Genomic DNA, 15,527 nt, shown 5'->3' on the forward strand with positions numbered 1-15,527 from the left:
GCGACGTGGACTTCGACATCGAGTACGACGAGCTGGAGCCCGACGCCACGGAGCTGTCCGCCGACGAGCGGCGGGCGCGCAGCTTCCCCAGGTTCGGCCCCGGCAAACGGATCGGCAGGAAGTTCGCCGACACCTGGTGGGGCAACGCCTGGATCGAGTCGATGGAGCGCACCGCCCTCGACGCCGAGCAGCTCAGGAAGGGCCGCCGGTACGCCTTCGCCGGGCAGGTCGGGTCGATCACCGTCAGCCCCGGCCGGATCTCCGCCGCCGTGCACGACGGCGACCAGTACACCCCGTACGACACCGTCGTGCGCGTCGGCACCCTCGCCGCGGCCGAGTGGGACCGGCTGCTCGACCGGGTCGCCGCGAAGGCCGGGCACATCGCCGCCCTGCTCGACCGGGACATGCCGCACGACCTGGCGCAGACCGCCGACGACGCCGGGGTGCGCCTGCTGCCCGGCTACGGCGACCTCGACCCCGAGTGCGACTGCCCGTCCTGGGACCACCCGTGCCGGCACGCCGCCGCGCTCGCGTACCAGGCGGCGTGGCTGCTCGACCGGGACCCGTTCGTGCTGCTGCTGATGCGCGGGCGGGGCGAGGCGGAGCTGATGGCGGACCTGCGCCGGCGCAACGCCCGCCGGTCCGTCGCCGCCGACGCCACCGACGAGGCAACCGGCACCCCGGCCGAGGAGGCGTACGCCGCGCCGCCCGCCGCCCTGCCCGCGCCGCCGGGGCCGGTGACCGTCGAGCCCCTCGCGCTCGCCCCGCTGCTCGCCGGGCACGAGGCGGCCGGCATCGACGCCGAGGCGCTCGGGGCGCTCGCCGCCGACGCGGCGCACCGGGCCCGGCAACTGCTCGCCGCCACCAGGGCCGAACCGCTCGCCCCCGAGGTCGACGCGTGGTGCGACGCGGTGCGGTTGGCGGCCAGGATGCCGCGATCTGCGGCGGCGAGGCGGCTGGGCGAGGCCAGCGGCCGGGCTGCCGACCTGCCCCGGGCCGTCACGGCATGGGAGTACGCGGGGGCGGCCGGCGTGGACGTCGTCGACGCGGTGTTCACCCCGCCGAGGGAACTGGTGGCCCGGGCCACCGCCGCGCTGCGCGAGGCGGGCGGGGTCGACGGGGCCGCGCCCGAGGTGCGCAACTGGCGCAACCGGTGGACGGTCGGCCGCGACGCGCAGGTGCGCTACGGCCGCGACGGCCGGTGGTATCCGTTCCACAGGCGCTCGGGGCAGTGGTGGCCGGCGGGACCGCCCGGCCCCGACCCGGTGGACGCGCTGCTCGACCTGCCCCAGGACTGACCACCAACCGCAGTGGCCGGTTACGCCGGGAGGCCGATGGCCGTGGCCAGGCTCGCCACGTCGGCCGGCAGCGGCGCGCCGCGCGTCAGCTCGGCGATCACCGTACGCGCCGCCGGCCGCAACCGGACCTCGCCGGGCGCGGTCCGATCTGCCTGGATCAGGGTCCGCCCCGCCGCGAGCAGGTCGCCCACCAGCAGGTGTGCCCGCGCGACGTCCAACAGATAGGCCGCCCGGTGCTCCACCGGCAGCCGCAGCCACTGCCCAAGGGCGACGACCTCGGCGTGCCGGGTGACGGCCTGATGGGCGTCGCCGAGGTCGGCGGCCGTGGTGACCCGGGCCAGTGTCACGGTTGCGGGGCAGAAGCCGACGCGGTACGGGCCGCCGCCGTTGCCGACCTCCGAGGCAATGCTGGTCGCCTGGTCGAGCAGCTCCCGCACGCCGTCCGCGTCCCCGCAGGCTGCGGCGGCGCGGGCGGCCTCGACCAGCAGGGCCCCGCGCAGCAACAGGAGGCCGGGAGTGTCGCCGGGCGGTCGAGCAGCAGTTATCCGGTGCATGGCGGGGACGGTGGCGGCCAGCGCCAGCCGGGCGCAGCCGAGGGCGCGCAACGCCTGCCCGATCGGCACCACGGCCGACGCTGACAGCGCCGGGTCGCTGCTGGCCACGGCCATCGCCCGGTCGGCGGCGAACCAGCCGAGGTCGGCCTGGCCGAGCTTGACCAGCACCGACGCGGCGATCCGGTACGCCTGCACCAGCAGGCTGGCCGTCTTGCCGCTCCCCGTGGCGGCATGGGCGAGCTGGGCGTCGCCGAGCAGGCCGGGCAGCGCGCGCAGCAGGCCCGGGTAGTCGGCGTGCTCGTACGCCAGCCAGGCATGCCCCACCCGTGCGCCCAGGTCGCCAGTCGGGGTGGCCGCCGGGTGGTCCGGGTCGGTGTCGTAGCGGGCGAGGGCAGCGCGTACCGCGTCGATCCCGGCCGCGACCGATCCGCCGCCGGTTGGTGGCGGGGTGTCCCGGCCGAGCAGGAGTGTCGGGTCGACGCACAGCACGGTGGCGACCTCGGCGATGACGGAGAACCTGTCCAGGGTGCGTACGCCGCGTTCGACCTTGTCGACCCAGCTTTTGGATTTGCCGAGCCGGTCGGCCAGCATCTGCTGGGTCATGTGCCGCCGGCTTCGCAGGCGGGCCATGCGGCGGCCTATCGGCAGGTCATCGTTGGTCACGACGCCACCGCCGGTCGGGTATCGCCCGGGTGGTCTCTTCCGCGGGTATCCGCTCCGCCTCGGCCAACTCCAGCAGGCGTTGCCGGGCCGCCTCCCGTTCGGCCTCCTGCAACTGCTCGCCCCGACTCTGCTCCTGGTCGCTGTCCATGTCTCCCGTCTTCTGGTTGGTGCGGGTAGCACCGCCGATGGCCTCGACCTGTCGAATCGAACGCTCTCGTGCCGTCCACGACCCGAGGGGTCTGGCGCACCACCCGATGAAGCGTTCGGTGATCTCAGCGGTGCTCACGCCGAGGATCTCCTCGCGGGCGTCGCGTAGGTAGTCGCTCATGTAGCGGGTGAGCGTCCGGACGTTGCAGTGGCACAGCTCCTTGAGCTGGCGTTTGCGGGTCAGGCAGGGCCACGGCTCACCGCAGGCGTGACAGTTCCAGTCCGGCCGCGACGGGCTGTGCGGCGCCGGACAGTCAGCCATCGCCGCGCCCGTCGTCCGCTTGCCGGTGGCCGCCGGAGCGGCGCTGGAAGTAGAACAGCCACATGGGCGGGTCGGCGGGCTCGTCTGTGCTGGGCTCCATCTGGGTCCTTCTGCTGTCGACGTCATGGTGCTCAACGCGAGTGGTGCGCGTGCTGTGCCGATCCCCGCATCAGACGCCAGCCAGGGCGGGGGAACTCAAATCTAGGTCACTGTATGACCTAGGTCAATCACTGCGCGGGCCCCGTCGGCGAGTCGTGATCTAATCGCCGGGCCAGCCAGGGAGTGACCACATGCCCATACCAATGTCGTCGCGGCAGATCGCGGACGACCTGACCGCCCGGATCAACGCTCGGGAGTACCAGCCCGGCACCAAGCTGCCGTCGCTGCGCGAGTTGGCCGACCTGTATTCGGTCAGCGTGTCGACCATCCAGCGCGCCTTGGAGTTGACCCGTGACCGGGGTCTGACGGTGGGTCGCGCCGGCAGTGGGGTGTACGTCGCGGACGAGCCGCCGAGGTGACGGTGCGGTCAGGGTGCGCCCGCTACCGGCGGCATCTGTTCGACAACGCCGTCTGAGTCGCTTCTCTGGCTCGGCCGGCGACCGGCCCGCCGCTCGCCCCGTACGAGGTACGGTATCGCGCCGATAGGATGGCGGCACTATGTCGAACGCGCGCAAGGGCAAGGTCGACCCCGCCCGCAGCCTGGCGATCCTCTGGCGCACCCGGGAGCCGGCGAGCCGCAGCGCCGGGCCCGGCCTCAGCGTCGAGCGGATCGTCCGGGCGGCGATCGAGATCGCCGACGCCGAGGGCATCGACGCGCTGACCATGCGCCGGGTCGGCGAGGCGCTGGGCATCGGCACCATGTCGGTCTACACGTACGTGCCCGGCAAGGCCGAGCTGCTCGACGTCATGGTCGACACCCTCTACGGCGAGATGAGCCGCCCGGCCGACGTGCCCGGCGGCTGGCGGGCCCGGCTGGAGCAGATCGCCCGGGAGAACCTGCGCCTCTACCGCGCCCACCCGTGGCTGCTGCGCGCGGAGACGACCCGGCCGGTCCTCGGCCCGAACCTGCTCGCCAAGTACGACTACGAGCTGGGCGCGGTGGCCGACACCGGCCTCGACGACGTCGAGATGGACGCGGTGCTCACCCTGCTCCTCGGCCACGTCCGGAGCGCGGCGCGGGCCGAGCTGGACGTGGTCAATCTGGAGCGCGAGACCGGCCTGACCGACGGCCAGTGGTGGCAGTCGCACGCGCCCTGGCTGGAGCGGTTCATGAAGTCGGGCAGCTACCCGACGGCCGCCCGGGTCGGCGCGGCGGCCGGCGCGGCGCACGGCGCGGCGTACGGGCCGGAGCACGCGTTCGAGTTCGGCCTGCAACGGGTGCTCGACGGCATCTCCGTGGTGGTCGACGACCGTCGGGGCACTTGATCCGGGCGGGCCCGGACAGGGAAGCTGTAACGCATCCACGCACGCCGATACATGGAGGCTCGGATGCGCCGCTTCCCCCTGCTCGCCCTCCTGCTCGCCGTACCCCTGCTCGCGCCACCGGCGACCGCCCACGCCGCCCCCGCCCCGCCGGCCGCCCCCGCCCCGGCCGTCGCCGCCCACGCCCCCGCCGGCACCGCGTTGACCGTCGACCCGGCCACCGGCCGGACCACCGTCGCCGCCGACGACACGGTCAGCGACAGCCAACTGGCCGCGCTGCGCGCCCGGCTCGCCGGCACCGACGCCGTGGTCCGCCGCGAACCCGGGCGGCTGAGCACCCTCATCGCCGGCGGGCAGGCCATCTACGGCGGCGGCGGGCGCTGCTCGCTCGGCGCGAACGTCCGAAGCGGCAGCGTCTCCTACTTCGTGACGGCCGGCCACTGCACCGCGACCGCCACCACCTGGTACGCCGACAGCGCCGGCAGCAGCGTGCTCGGCTCCCGCGCCGGCAGCAGCTTCCCCGGCAACGACTACGGCATCGTCCGCTACACCTCCACCACCGTCGCCCACCCCAGCGCGGTCCACACCTACCCCGGCACGCTGACCATCACCGGCACCGCCACGCCCTACGTCGGCATGGTCGTCTGCCGCAGCGGCTCCACCACCGGCGTGCGGTGCGGCTCGATCACCGCGCTCAACGCCACCGTCAACTACGCCCAGGGCTCCGTCACCGGCCTGATCCGCACCAACATCTGCGCCGAACCCGGCGACAGCGGCGGCCCGCTCTACGTCGCCGCCACCGGCAGGATCGTCGGCATCCTCTCCGGCGGCAGCGGCAACTGCACCACCGGCGGCACCACCTACTACCAGCCGATCGCCGAGATCCTCAGCGCGTACGGGGTGACGATCCCCTGAGCCGGCGGGCCGGGCGGCCTCACGCGGCGAAGTGCGGGTTGCCCGCCGTCAGCCGCAGCGTCCAGCCGCCCGGCCCCCGGTGCGCCGACACGTGGTTGCAGGACTGGTGGGTGATCCACAGGCCGAGGCCGCCGTCGGCGCCGTCGCCGGCCGGGAGCAGGCCCGCGAACGGGTCCTTCGGCCCGTCGCCGCCGTCGGAGACCGTCACCACCAGCCGGTCGGGCCCCACCCACAGCCGCACGCACACCGGCGGCAGGCCGTGGCGCAGCGCGTTGGTCACCGTCTCGCTGACCGCCACCACCAGGTCCTCGACGTCGTCGGCCGGCAGCCGGCCCCCGTCGACGGAATACACGGCGGCGCGGGCCTGCGCGGCCGTGGGCGCGGACAACTCGACCACCGGCGGCGTCCACTGGAGCGGGTCCGGCGGCGCCGGCCGGTTCTCCCGCAGGTAGGTGGTCGGCTCCGTGTAGTCGGGGTTCGGCACGTGCCGCCCGTCGGGGGTGGCGTGCCGGGGATGGGTGCGCGCCACGTCCCGCAGCACCGACGCGGGCGTGCTGCGCGCGTCGTACGCGCACATGCTCCACAGCGGGAACTCGTCGTAGGCGTGGTTGATCGCCGACTCGTAGCGGGCCCACCAGTCCCAGGTCACCCCCAGGGCGCTCGGCGGAAGCTCCCCGACGATCCGGATCTGCCGGGCCCCGTCGGCCACGTGCCCGGCGAGCATCTCCCGGTAGGAGCGGATGGCGGCGGTCGGCCGGGCGTAGACGTCGCCGCCGGGCAGGAAGGTGACCCCGCAGCCGGTGGGCAGGGCGCCCCGCACCAGGGCCGCGTTGCGCGCGCCCAGCGACACCACGGTCGGCTCCCCGGCGGCGACCCCGCCGAGCAGGAACGGCACCACGACCGCCAGCAGCTGCTCCTCGGAGGAGTAGCAGACCGCCTCGTGGAAGTAGCCCCGGTGACCCGCCGCCGCGCCCGTCCTCATCGCGCGGCCTCCACGCGTAGCCCGGGCAGGCCCAGCAGGTCGACGACGTGGGCCACGCCGACGCCGGGCAGGCCGCGCAGCACCGCCACGGCGCCCAGGCTGCGGGCGTACTCGCCCAGCAGCAGCAGGCAGCGGTGGTCGGCGAAGCGCAGCCGGCCCGCCTCGAACACCACCCGCCCGTCGACCGGACGGGGCGCGGCCCGCTCCAGCGCCGTGGCGAGCAGGTCGCGGGCCGACCGGTCCAGCTCGCCGGCCAGCCCCGCCCGGCCCCGGCCCGCCGCGTAGAGCCGGAACAGCACGTCGTCCGTGTTGCCCGCCGGGTGTAGGCAGGCCAGCTCGGCGACCGCCGACGCGCCCAGCTCGCGGGGATCGTAGACGCACATGGCGGAGAACGGGTGGGCCCGCATGTAGCCGTCGATCAGGTGCTCGTAGCGGGTGAAGGCCGCCCGCTGCCGGGGCGTGCGGACCAGGCCGGTGGCCTCCGCGACCACCCGCAGCCCGGTGCGGCCGGCGGCCAGGGCCGCCTCGGTCGCCTCCGCGTAGGCCCGCACCTGGGCGGCCGGGTCGGCGACGCGGTCGTCGACGTAGGTGTCGCCGAGCGGGACGACCCGGGCGGCCCCGTCGCGCAGGGCGTCGGCCAGCACCGGACCGGCGGCCAGCCACGCGCGGACCTCGGCCGGATCCCGCTCCGTCACATACCACACCTGCTCGCCGGCGGAGAGGCCGGCGGCGAGGAACGCGCGGGCGGCGGCGGCGAAGGCGGCCGGGTCGTCGTGCCGCCAGCAGACGTGGTCGGTGGGCAGCGCAGGGCAGCCGTCGCCGCTCACCGGTGCCGCCCCATGCCCGCAGTCTAAGCCCACCTGGGCCGGCGGGACGGGCAGCCCGGGGGCGGTGGGACGGGCGACCCGGGCCGGTGCGGGTTCAGCGGGGTGCGGCCAGGTCCCGAGCCAACGCCACCGCGCCGTGCAGCGAGGAGAGCCCGCCCAGGGCGGCGGCCCGCACGGCGGGGGCCGGACGGCCCGGCCGGGTGAGCCGGACCACCTCCCGGCCGACCAGGTCGACGAAGCCGGGCAGCCCGGCGGCGAAGCCGCCACCCAGCACCGCCACCGCCGGGTCGAGCAGCTCGCCCAGGCTGACCACGGCCGCCGCGAGGGCCGTGGCCGCCGGGCGGACCGCGTCGTGGGCCCACGGCCGGTCCCGCTCCAGCCCGTCGCGCAGCTCGCCGAAGCCCACCTCGCCGCCCCGGGCCGCGCCGGCCCGGCGCAGCGTCGCCGGCCCGGAGGCGACCGCCTGGAGGCAGCCGTGCCGACCGCAGTCGCACCGGGGCCCGTCGACGTCGACGACCAGGTGGCCGACCTCGGGGGAGCCCCGCCCCGGCGTCGGCAGGGCCCGGCCGCCGAGCACCACGCCGCCGCCCACACCGGTGCCGACCCCCAGGTAGACGACGTCCTGCGCGCCCAGGTGCCGGGCCTCGGCCAGCGCCGCCAGGTCACCGTCGTCGGCCCAGGCGGTGCGGCTGCCCGGGAAGAGGCGACGCAGCGTCTCGTCGAAGGGCAGCCCCGCCCAGCTCGGCCGGCCCGGCCACACGACCACCCGGCCGGTCGGGCCGGTGGTGCCGGGCATCGCCACCCCGACGGCCGCGAACCGCAGCCCCGACTCCGTGCGCAGCGCGCCGACCGCGTCGGCCAGCGCCGCCACGTCGGCGTCGACGCCGCCGCCGGGCCAGGTCAACACCCGCTCGTACGCCCGCCCGCCCGCCGTCGGCGCGGCCCGGCCCTCCCCGGCGCGGGGGACCTCCGCGGGCCCGGCCGCGACCCCCCGCGGGTCCGCCACGACCTGCTCGGCGCGCAGCGCGACCTTGGTGCCGCCGATGTCGACGCCGAGGACGCCGAGGCCCGCCCCGTCGCCGCCGCTGCCCCCGGTCACCGGGGTCAGCCCTGGAGCACGTGCAGCACCGCGAGCGCGGCGGCCGCCACCCCGAACGCGAGCGGCATCACCGTCACCGCGAACGGGTCCCGGGCGCGCACGTGGTAGACGGCCGCGCCGATCATCAGCGGGACGAGGCCGACCGCCGCCGCGAGCCCGGCCGGCGCCCAGTACAGCCCGACGAGCAGGCCGACGACGGCCGCCAGCTCCAACGCCCCGATGACCCGGGTGAGGCCGGCGGAGACGCCGAGGTGGTCCATCCGCTCGCGGGTCTTGCGCTCACCGAGGAGCTTCTGCACGCCCGTGGCCATGAACACGGCGGCCAGGATGATGCTGAGGGTGATGGTGGGAGTCCGCACGGAAACATCCTTAGTGGAGGGGGTGACGGGTCACCGGTGACCCTGTCGGGCGGTCCGGCCCGGCGGGCCGGTCGGAGGCGGGCGGGCCTGCCGGGCTCAGCCGACCGTGGCGACGAGGGCGCGGGCGGCCAGCCGGTAGCCCAGCGGGCCGAGCCCGACGATGACCCCGCTGGCCAGCGGTGCGAGCACCGAGTCGTGCCGGAAGCTCTCCCGGGCCCACACGTTGGACAGGTGGACCTCCATCCACGGCCGGGGATAGTTGGCCAGCGCGTCCCGCAGGCTCCAGCCCGCGATCATCAACGCCCCCGGGTTCACGATCGCGCCCACCGTGTCGTAGTGCTCCTGCACCGTGCGCACCAGCGCGCCCTCGCAGTCGTGCTGCACGGCCACCACGTTCCAGCCCCGCGCGGCGACCTCCTCGCCGACCGCCCGCTCGATGTCGGCGAGGGTGTCGGTGCCGTAGATCTCCGGCTGGCGTCGACCGAGGATGCCCAGGTTCGGGCCGTTCAGCAGGAGCACGTCGGACACAGCTCACCTCGCGTGGGGCGACCCGGCGGGGCCGGCGACAGATTCCCCGCAGTCTTACTACGCCACCCGCCGACCACGGGCCGGGCACCGCCGGCCGACCGGCGAACTAAGGGGTGGGTAGGGGCCCGCTAGGGGAAGTGAGCAGGCTGCCGGGTCGGTTAGCGTCCACCGCGAGCCGATGACGTTGCCAGCTGGAGACCCGCTGCGCCCAGCCGCCGCGGGACGGCCGAGGAGCAGGCCGGCCGGGGAACCGCTGGTCCTCCTGGATTGGGAAGTGGGAAGTCATGAGTGGTCAGCCGTCGACGGTGCCGGAGTTCCCCGAGTGGCCGCAGTTCGGTGACGAGGAACGAGCCGGCCTGATCCGCGCCCTCGAACAGGGCCAGTGGTGGCGGATGGGCGGGAGCGAGGTCGACACGTTCGAGGCGGAGTTCGGGGCGTACCACGGCACCCCGCACGCCCTCGCCGTCACCAACGGCACCCACGCCCTCGAGGTGGCCCTCGAGGTGCTCGGCGTCGGGCCCGGCACCGAGGTCATCGTCCCGGCGTTCACCTTCATCTCGTCGTCGCTCGCGGCGCAGCGCCTCGGCGCGGTCGCCGTGCCGGTCGACGTCGACCTCGACACCTACTGCGTCGACCCGGCCGCCGTCGCCGCCGCCGTCACCGACCGCACCAAGGTGATCATGCCGGTGCACATGGCCGGGCAGTTCGCCGACATGGACGCGCTCGACAAGATCGCCGCCGACGCCGGGGTGGCGCTGCTCCAGGACGCCGCGCACGCCCACGGCGCGCAGTGGCAGGGCCGCAAGGTCGGCGAGCTCGGCTCGGTCGCCGCGTTCAGCTTCCAGAACGGCAAGCTGATGACCGCCGGCGAGGGCGGCGCGGTGCTCTTCCCCGACGAGGAGACCCGCGAGCGCGCCTTCCTCGTGCACAGCTGCGGCCGGCCGCGCACCGACCGCGACTACCTGCACCGCACCACCGGCTCCAACTACCGGATGGGCGAGTTCACCGCCGCCGTGCTGCGCGCGCAACTCGCCCGCCTCGCCGGCCAGATCGACGTACGCGAGCAGCGCTGGCCGCTGCTGGCCGGGCTGCTCGCCGAGATCCCCGGCGTCGTCCCGCAGACCATCGACCCGCGCACCGACCGCAACCCGCACTACATGGCCATGTTCCGCATCCCGGGGATCACCCCGGAGCGCCGCCGTGCCGTGGTTGACGCGCTCATCGCCCGGGGCGTGCCCGCGTTCGTGGCGTTCCGGGCCATCTACCGGTGCGAGGGGTTCTGGAAGGCCGGCGCCCCCGACGAGACCGTCGAGCAGATCGCCGCCCGTTGCCCCAACGTCGAGCAGATCCACTCCGACTGCGTCTGGCTGCACCACCGCACCCTGCTCGGCACCGAACAGCAGATGCACGACATCGCCGCCGTGCTGGCCGACGTCCTCGCCGGATGACCACCCCGCCGCCGGCCGTCTCCGGCGTCGCCGTGCCGCCCGGCGGCCCCGTCCGGGTCGCCGTGGTCGGCCTCGGCTGGGCCGGGCGGGAGATCTGGCTGCCCCGGCTCGCCGCGCACCCGGCGTTCGAGGTGACGGCCCTGGTCGATCCCCAGCCAGCCGTCCGGGGCACCGCCCGCGACACCCACGCGGTGCCCTTCGCGTACGCCGACGTCGACGACCTGCCCGTCGGCGCGGCGGACCTGGTGGTGGTGGCCGTGCCCAACCACCTGCACGCCGCCGTCGCCGCCCGGCTGCTGCGCCGGGGCGTACCCGTGTTCCTGGAGAAGCCCGTCTGCCTCAGCTCCGCCGAGGCGACGCTGCTGGCCGACGCGGAGCGCGCCGGCGGGGCGGTGCTGCTCGCCGGCAGCGCCGCCCGGTGGCGCGCCGACGTGCGGGCCCTCGCCGACGCCGCCGCCGGACTCGGCCCGATCCGGCACGTCGACGTGGCGTGGGTACGCGCCCGGGGCGTGCCCGACGCGGGTGGCTGGTTCACCCGCCGCGACCTCTCCGGCGGCGGCGCGCTCGTCGACCTCGGCTGGCACCTGCTCGACACGGTGCTGCCGCTGCTCGGCCCGGCCACCCGGATCACCCACGCCGTCGGCAGCGTCTCCGCCGACTTCGTCAACGACGTCGCCGCGCACGCCGTCTGGCGCGACCCCGCCGGTGCCGTCGGCGCCGCGGGCGCGCCGCGGGGCGACGGTCCTGTCGGCGCGCCACGGGGCGACGGTTCGGTCGGCGCGCCACGGGGCGACGGTCCGGTCGGCGCGCCACGGGGCGACGTCGAGGACACCGCCCGGGGATTCCTGCTCACCGCCGACGGGGCGTCCGTCGCCGTGCACGCCTGCTGGGCGTCGCACGAGGCGCTGGACCGCACCACCATCACTGTGCACGGCGTCGCCGGCACGGCCACCCTGCGCTGCACGTTCGGGTTCAGCCCGAACCGGGAGCCGACGCCGGTGCTCACCCGCACCCGCGACGGCCGGACCGTCGCGCTGCCGCTGTCCACCGAGCCGATCGGCGCCGAGTACGACCGCCAGCTCGACGCCCTGCCCGGCCTGCTCGCCGCACCGGCCAGCCGGGGCGCGGCCGTCGCCGAGGCACACCGCACCATCGACATCATCGAACGGATCTACCGCACCGCCCGGCCCACCGAGCCGGAGCGGGAGCACGCGCTGGCGGGCCAACGCGACCGGTGAGAACCACCGGCGACCTCACTCGCTCCGGGGAGCAGCCATGACCCATCCACCGTCCACCGTCGACGTCACCCTCCCGCCGCCGCCCGCCCGGGGCCCGATCCGCGCGGTCGTGTTCGACCTCGACGGCGTCGTGGTCGACAGCTCGGCCGTCATGCGCGAGGCGTTCAGCATCGCGTACGCCGAGGTGGTGGGGGACGGGCCCGCGCCGTTCGAGGAGTACAACCGGCACATGGGCCGGTACTTCCCGGACATCATGCGGCTGATGGGGCTGCCGCTGGAGATGGAGGAGCCGTTCGTCCGGGAGAGCTATCGGATGGCGCACCTGGTGCCGCTGTTCCCCGGCGTACGGGAAACCCTGGAGGAGCTGCACGGCCGGGGCGTCCGGATGGCCATCGCCACCGGCAAGAGCGGGCCCCGGGCCCGCTCGCTGCTCGACACGCTCGGCGTGCTCGGCCTCTTCGACCGGGTGCTCGGCTCCGACGAGGTGGCCCGGCCGAAGCCGGCCCCGGACATCGTCCTCGCCGCCCTCGGCCACCTCGACGTGCCGCCGGAGCAGGCCATGATGGTCGGCGACGCGGTGATCGACCTGCTCAGCGGCCGGGACGCCGGCGTCACCACGGTCGCCACCACCTGGCACGGCGGCGACGTCGCCGCCCTGCTCGCCGCCGGCCCGGACGTGGTCGCCCACGCGCCGACGGACCTGCTGGCGTACTGCCCGTCGGCCCTGGTCCCCTGACCTGCGCGTCCCGTCCGCCGGCCCGTCTCGCCCGCCGGCCCGTCTCGCCCGCCGGCCCGTCTCGGGCCGGGCGCGGCGGTGCGCCCCGCCATGTCGGCGACATCGCGGGGTCCGGGTCGGCTCGATACCGCCATGTCGCCGACGTGGCGCGGCGACCCCCGACCCCGGCCCGGGACCCCGCCGGCCCGGGACCCCGCCGGCCCGGCGGGCTGACCGGCCCGGTGGTCGGTCAGGGGAGCCGGTAGACGGACACGTGGCTGCGCGACTCGGCGGTGAACTCGCCGCCGACCCAGTCCGCGTGCCGCGACTCCAGCGCGAAGCCGGCCAACTGCGCCATCAGGTCGAGCTCCGCTGGCCAGACGTAGCGGTGCGGGGTGCGGAACAGGCGCGCCTCGGTGCCCTCGCCGAACCTGAAGTGGTGCGACACGACGCGCTGGCGCAGCACGTCGTAGGTGTCCAGGCCGAGGTAGCCGGGCTCGCAGTGCCAGACCGTGGCCTGCCGGCCCGGCGGGAGCTGGCGCAGCTCCGGCACCCACAGTTCGATCACGAACCGGCCCCCCGGGTCGAGGTGGCGGGCCGCGTTGCGGAAACAGGCGACCTGCTCGGCCTGGGTGAGCAGGTTGGCGATCGTGTTGAAGACGAGGTAGACGAGGGAGTACGCCCCCGGCGCGACGGCGGTGGCCATGTCCCCCACGACCACGGGCAGCGTGGCCTCGTCCACCTTGGTCCGCAGCCTGTCGAGCATGGCGGTGGACAGCTCGATGCCGGCGACGGGCACCCCGCGTTCGGCGAGCGGCACGGCCACCCGGCCGGTGCCGACGGCGAACTCCAGCGCCGCCCCGTCGCCCGCGAGCGTGGCGAGCCGGTCGACGGTCGGCCCCAGCACCTCGGGGGCGAACATGCCGACCCCCGGCGTGTCGTAGTGCTCGGCGGCGTCGGCGTCCCAGATGTCCTCTTGTCGCATGAGCCGACGGTCGTCCCCGGGGCGCGCGCTGTCCACCGGATTACGGCTTGTTAGGAGGGGGCCCCTGTACAACAGAAAGCGTTAACAAGGTGCCCTTCCTTTCACCAAGGCGGCGTGGACGGCCTCCCGGGGGACGTCCGCGACCAGCTCCGGGCCCCCGGGGCCGTCGAGGACGAAGGAGAGCCCGCTGGTCGCCTTCTTGTCGCGCCGCATGAGCGCGACCAGCTCGTCGTGGTCCACCCCGGCGGGCAGCTCTGTGTCCAGGCCGTAGCCGGCGACCACCTCGTGGTGCTCGGCGACCCGCGCGGGGCCGATCCGGCCGAGGACGCCGGCGAGCCGGCCCGCGAAGACCGTGCCGACGCCGACGGCCTCGCCGTGGCGCAGCCGGAAGCCGGTGGCGACCTCCAGGGCGTGTCCCAGCGTGTGGCCGTAGTTGAGGATGTGCCGCAGCCCGCCGTCGCGCTCGTCGGCGGCGACGACCCGCGCCTTGAGCGCCACGCAGGCGGCGATCTGCTCGGCGACCGGCCGGCCGCGCAGGTCGCCCGCGCCGATGAAGTGGGCGCGGGCGATCTCCCCGTAGCCGTTGCGCCGTTCCCGCTCCGGCAGGGTCGTCAGGTGTTCGGTGTCGCAGAGCACCGCGCGGGGCTGCCAGTAGACGCCGACGAGGTTCTTGCCCTCCGGCAGGTTCACCGCCGTCTTCCCGCCGACGCTGGCGTCGACCTGGGCCAGCAGCGACGTCGGCAGGTGGATGACGGCGATCCCCCGGTGGTAGAGGCCGGCGGCCAGCCCCACCACGTCGGTGGTGGTGCCGCCGCCGCAGGAGACCACCGCGTCGGCGCGGGTCAGCCCGAACTCGGCGAACGCCCGGCACAGGTGCTCCACCGTGGCGAGGGTCTTGTCGTGCTCGCCGTCGCGGGCCGGCACCACCCGGTGCGGCACGCCCGGGTCGGGCGTCCACTCCGGCGGCCGGGCCGACACCACGACGACCCGCCGCGCGCCGATCCGCGCCACCTCCGCCGGCAGGCGGTGGCGCACGCCCGGCCCGATCAGCACCGGGTACGCGCGCTCGCCGAGCGCCACCTCGATCCGTGCGGGATGCTCCGTCGTCATGTGGCTGTCTTCTCCTCTGCACCGGTGGGGCGGCGGACCAGCGTCAGCCGCAGCGCCAGCGCGGCCAGCGCGTCGACGTCCGGGGCGATGCCCCACCGGTCGTGGCTGAGCTGGGCGTGGTGGGCCAACAGGAAGCCGCGCGGCGCGCCGGGGTGGTCCCGCCCGGCCACGTCGGCGACCCGGTCAAGGTAGCGCCGCCACGCGGCCCCGGCCGCCCCGCCCGGCGGCAGGTCGCCCGCCGTCAGGACGATCTTGTCCGCCCCGGCGGCGGCCTGCGCGGCCAGTTCCCGCCGGTGCGCCCCGGTGAGCGCCGTCGCACGGTCCTGCCAGTGCAGGAAGAGGAACGCCGGCCGGTCGGCCGCCGGCAGCAGCCCGGCCAGGTGCCGCAGGTGCGCGACGGCCAGCGGCAGCTCCGCGCCGGGCAGCCACGGCCCGTCCCCGGCGAGCAGGGCCAGCGCCAGGTCGCTGGCGGCCTGCGCGAGGGGCCCGCCCCGGGCGGCGTCGCGGACCACGTGCGGCTCGTCGACCAGGGAACACCCCTGGTCGTACGCGCGCAGCCCGGCCCGGACCGCGTCGAGCCCCGCCGCCGACGCGCGGAAGCCGAGGCGCAGCCGCTGCCCGGCGGCCGGGGCGACGGGGACGCCGGTGGGGCCGAGCCGGTCGTAGAACCAGCCGGACCCCGGGTCGGCGCGGCGGACGGCGGCGACCAGCCCGGCGACGACGGTGCCGACCAGCTCGGCCGCCCCGGCGTCCGGGCAGCCGCCGGCCGGCACGGGCAGGCGGGCGAACAACCACGAGCGTTCCAACGACGACACCTCGACTGACGGAAGGTGGGGCATGGGCACGACGGTCTGCGCGGGCCCGCCCATCATCGCCCCCGCCGCAGGTCGCGCCGGTCGATCGGCGGCCGGAACT

17 protein-coding genes are annotated in these 15,527 nt (G+C 75.8%); 7 read left to right on the forward strand and 10 right to left on the reverse strand.

Annotated features, from left to right (window positions below):
* Positions 1–5 precede the first annotated feature (5 nt).
* Positions 6–1,298 carry an SWIM zinc finger family protein gene (locus O7633_RS30430; protein WP_282324849.1) on the forward strand — a complete coding sequence of 431 codons (1,293 nt, stop codon included), beginning with the start codon at positions 6–8 and terminating at the stop codon, positions 1,296–1,298.
* Positions 1,299–1,318: 20 nt separating this feature from the next.
* Here the strand turns inward: O7633_RS30430 and O7633_RS30435 are convergent, their stop codons facing one another.
* Both O7633_RS30435 and O7633_RS30440 read right to left on the reverse strand, forming a co-directional pair.
* Entirely contained in the window at positions 1,319–2,515 is a 1,197-nt protein-coding gene (locus O7633_RS30435; protein ID WP_282324850.1) for a helix-turn-helix transcriptional regulator, read from the reverse strand.
* Positions 2,502–2,984 carry a hypothetical protein gene (locus O7633_RS30440; RefSeq protein ID WP_282324851.1) on the reverse strand — a complete coding sequence of 161 codons (483 nt, stop codon included), beginning with the start codon at positions 2,982–2,984 and terminating at the stop codon, positions 2,502–2,504. The genes O7633_RS30435 and O7633_RS30440 overlap by 14 nt, the downstream gene beginning before the upstream one ends.
* 290 nt (positions 2,985–3,274) lie before the next feature.
* Here O7633_RS30440 and O7633_RS30445 point away from each other — a divergent pair, with 290 nt between their 5' ends.
* From O7633_RS30445 to O7633_RS30455, 3 genes are all read left to right on the forward strand, one after another.
* Positions 3,275–3,502 (forward strand): winged helix-turn-helix domain-containing protein, encoded by a 228-nt coding sequence (locus O7633_RS30445; RefSeq protein ID WP_043962691.1) that lies wholly within the window; start codon positions 3,275–3,277, stop codon positions 3,500–3,502.
* Between the two features lie 139 nt (positions 3,503–3,641).
* Positions 3,642–4,409 (forward strand): TetR/AcrR family transcriptional regulator, encoded by a 768-nt coding sequence (locus tag O7633_RS30450; RefSeq protein ID WP_282324852.1) that lies wholly within the window; start codon positions 3,642–3,644, stop codon positions 4,407–4,409.
* Positions 4,410–4,472: 63 nt separating this feature from the next.
* Complete coding sequence (locus O7633_RS30455; RefSeq protein ID WP_282324853.1) at positions 4,473–5,321, forward strand: S1 family peptidase; 849 nt, start codon at positions 4,473–4,475, stop codon at positions 5,319–5,321.
* A 19-nt stretch (positions 5,322–5,340) separates the two neighbouring features.
* On the opposite strand, the gene O7633_RS30460 is transcribed toward O7633_RS30455, so the two are convergent.
* The 5 genes from O7633_RS30460 to O7633_RS30480 all read right to left on the reverse strand — a co-directional run bounded on the left by O7633_RS30460 (position 5,341) and on the right by O7633_RS30480 (position 9,116).
* Positions 5,341–6,303 carry a sensor histidine kinase gene (locus O7633_RS30460; RefSeq protein ID WP_278133540.1) on the reverse strand — a complete coding sequence of 321 codons (963 nt, stop codon included), beginning with the start codon at positions 6,301–6,303 and terminating at the stop codon, positions 5,341–5,343.
* Positions 6,300–7,130 carry an MEDS domain-containing protein gene (locus tag O7633_RS30465; protein ID WP_282324854.1) on the reverse strand — a complete coding sequence of 277 codons (831 nt, stop codon included), beginning with the start codon at positions 7,128–7,130 and terminating at the stop codon, positions 6,300–6,302. Before O7633_RS30465 ends, O7633_RS30460 begins: the two co-directional genes overlap by 4 nt.
* Positions 7,131–7,224: 94 nt before the next feature.
* Positions 7,225–8,229 (reverse strand): ROK family protein, encoded by a 1,005-nt coding sequence (locus tag O7633_RS30470; RefSeq protein WP_282324855.1) that lies wholly within the window; start codon positions 8,227–8,229, stop codon positions 7,225–7,227.
* Between the two features lie 5 nt (positions 8,230–8,234).
* A complete protein-coding gene (locus O7633_RS30475) occupies positions 8,235–8,588 on the reverse strand; it encodes a DoxX family protein (protein ID WP_278133545.1) in 354 nt (117 codons plus the stop codon).
* Positions 8,589–8,684: 96 nt separating this feature from the next.
* Positions 8,685–9,116, reverse strand: coding sequence for a type II 3-dehydroquinate dehydratase (locus tag O7633_RS30480; protein ID WP_043962699.1), 432 nt, complete (start codon positions 9,114–9,116; stop codon positions 8,685–8,687).
* A gap of 284 nt (positions 9,117–9,400) precedes the next feature.
* Here O7633_RS30480 and O7633_RS30485 point away from each other — a divergent pair, with 284 nt between their 5' ends.
* The 3 genes from O7633_RS30485 to O7633_RS30495 are packed head-to-tail and all read left to right on the forward strand — an operon-like array spanning position 9,401 to position 12,538.
* On the forward strand, positions 9,401–10,564 hold the full coding sequence (locus tag O7633_RS30485; RefSeq protein WP_077937002.1) for a DegT/DnrJ/EryC1/StrS family aminotransferase: 1,164 nt from the start codon (positions 9,401–9,403) through the stop codon (positions 10,562–10,564).
* Positions 10,561–11,802, forward strand: coding sequence for a Gfo/Idh/MocA family oxidoreductase (locus tag O7633_RS30490; protein ID WP_282324856.1), 1,242 nt, complete (start codon positions 10,561–10,563; stop codon positions 11,800–11,802). Before O7633_RS30485 ends, O7633_RS30490 begins: the two co-directional genes overlap by 4 nt.
* 37 nt (positions 11,803–11,839) lie before the next feature.
* Positions 11,840–12,538: an HAD-IA family hydrolase gene (locus O7633_RS30495; RefSeq protein ID WP_282324857.1), complete on the forward strand. Its 699-nt coding sequence runs from the start codon at positions 11,840–11,842 to the stop codon at positions 12,536–12,538.
* Between the two features lie 229 nt (positions 12,539–12,767).
* Here the strand turns inward: O7633_RS30495 and O7633_RS30500 are convergent, their stop codons facing one another.
* The 3 genes from O7633_RS30500 to O7633_RS30510 form a co-directional block, all read right to left on the reverse strand.
* Positions 12,768–13,502 (reverse strand): class I SAM-dependent methyltransferase, encoded by a 735-nt coding sequence (locus O7633_RS30500; protein ID WP_282324858.1) that lies wholly within the window; start codon positions 13,500–13,502, stop codon positions 12,768–12,770.
* 81 nt (positions 13,503–13,583) lie between these two features.
* On the reverse strand, positions 13,584–14,612 hold the full coding sequence (locus O7633_RS30505; protein ID WP_282324859.1) for a 3-dehydroquinate synthase family protein: 1,029 nt from the start codon (positions 14,610–14,612) through the stop codon (positions 13,584–13,586).
* Complete coding sequence (locus O7633_RS30510; protein WP_278133557.1) at positions 14,609–15,451, reverse strand: hypothetical protein; 843 nt, start codon at positions 15,449–15,451, stop codon at positions 14,609–14,611. The genes O7633_RS30505 and O7633_RS30510 overlap by 4 nt, the downstream gene beginning before the upstream one ends.
* Positions 15,452–15,527 lie beyond the last annotated feature (76 nt).

The organism is Micromonospora sp. WMMD712, from assembly GCF_029581295.1.
In the GTDB taxonomy this organism is placed as follows: domain Bacteria; phylum Actinomycetota; class Actinomycetes; order Mycobacteriales; family Micromonosporaceae; genus Micromonospora; species Micromonospora carbonacea.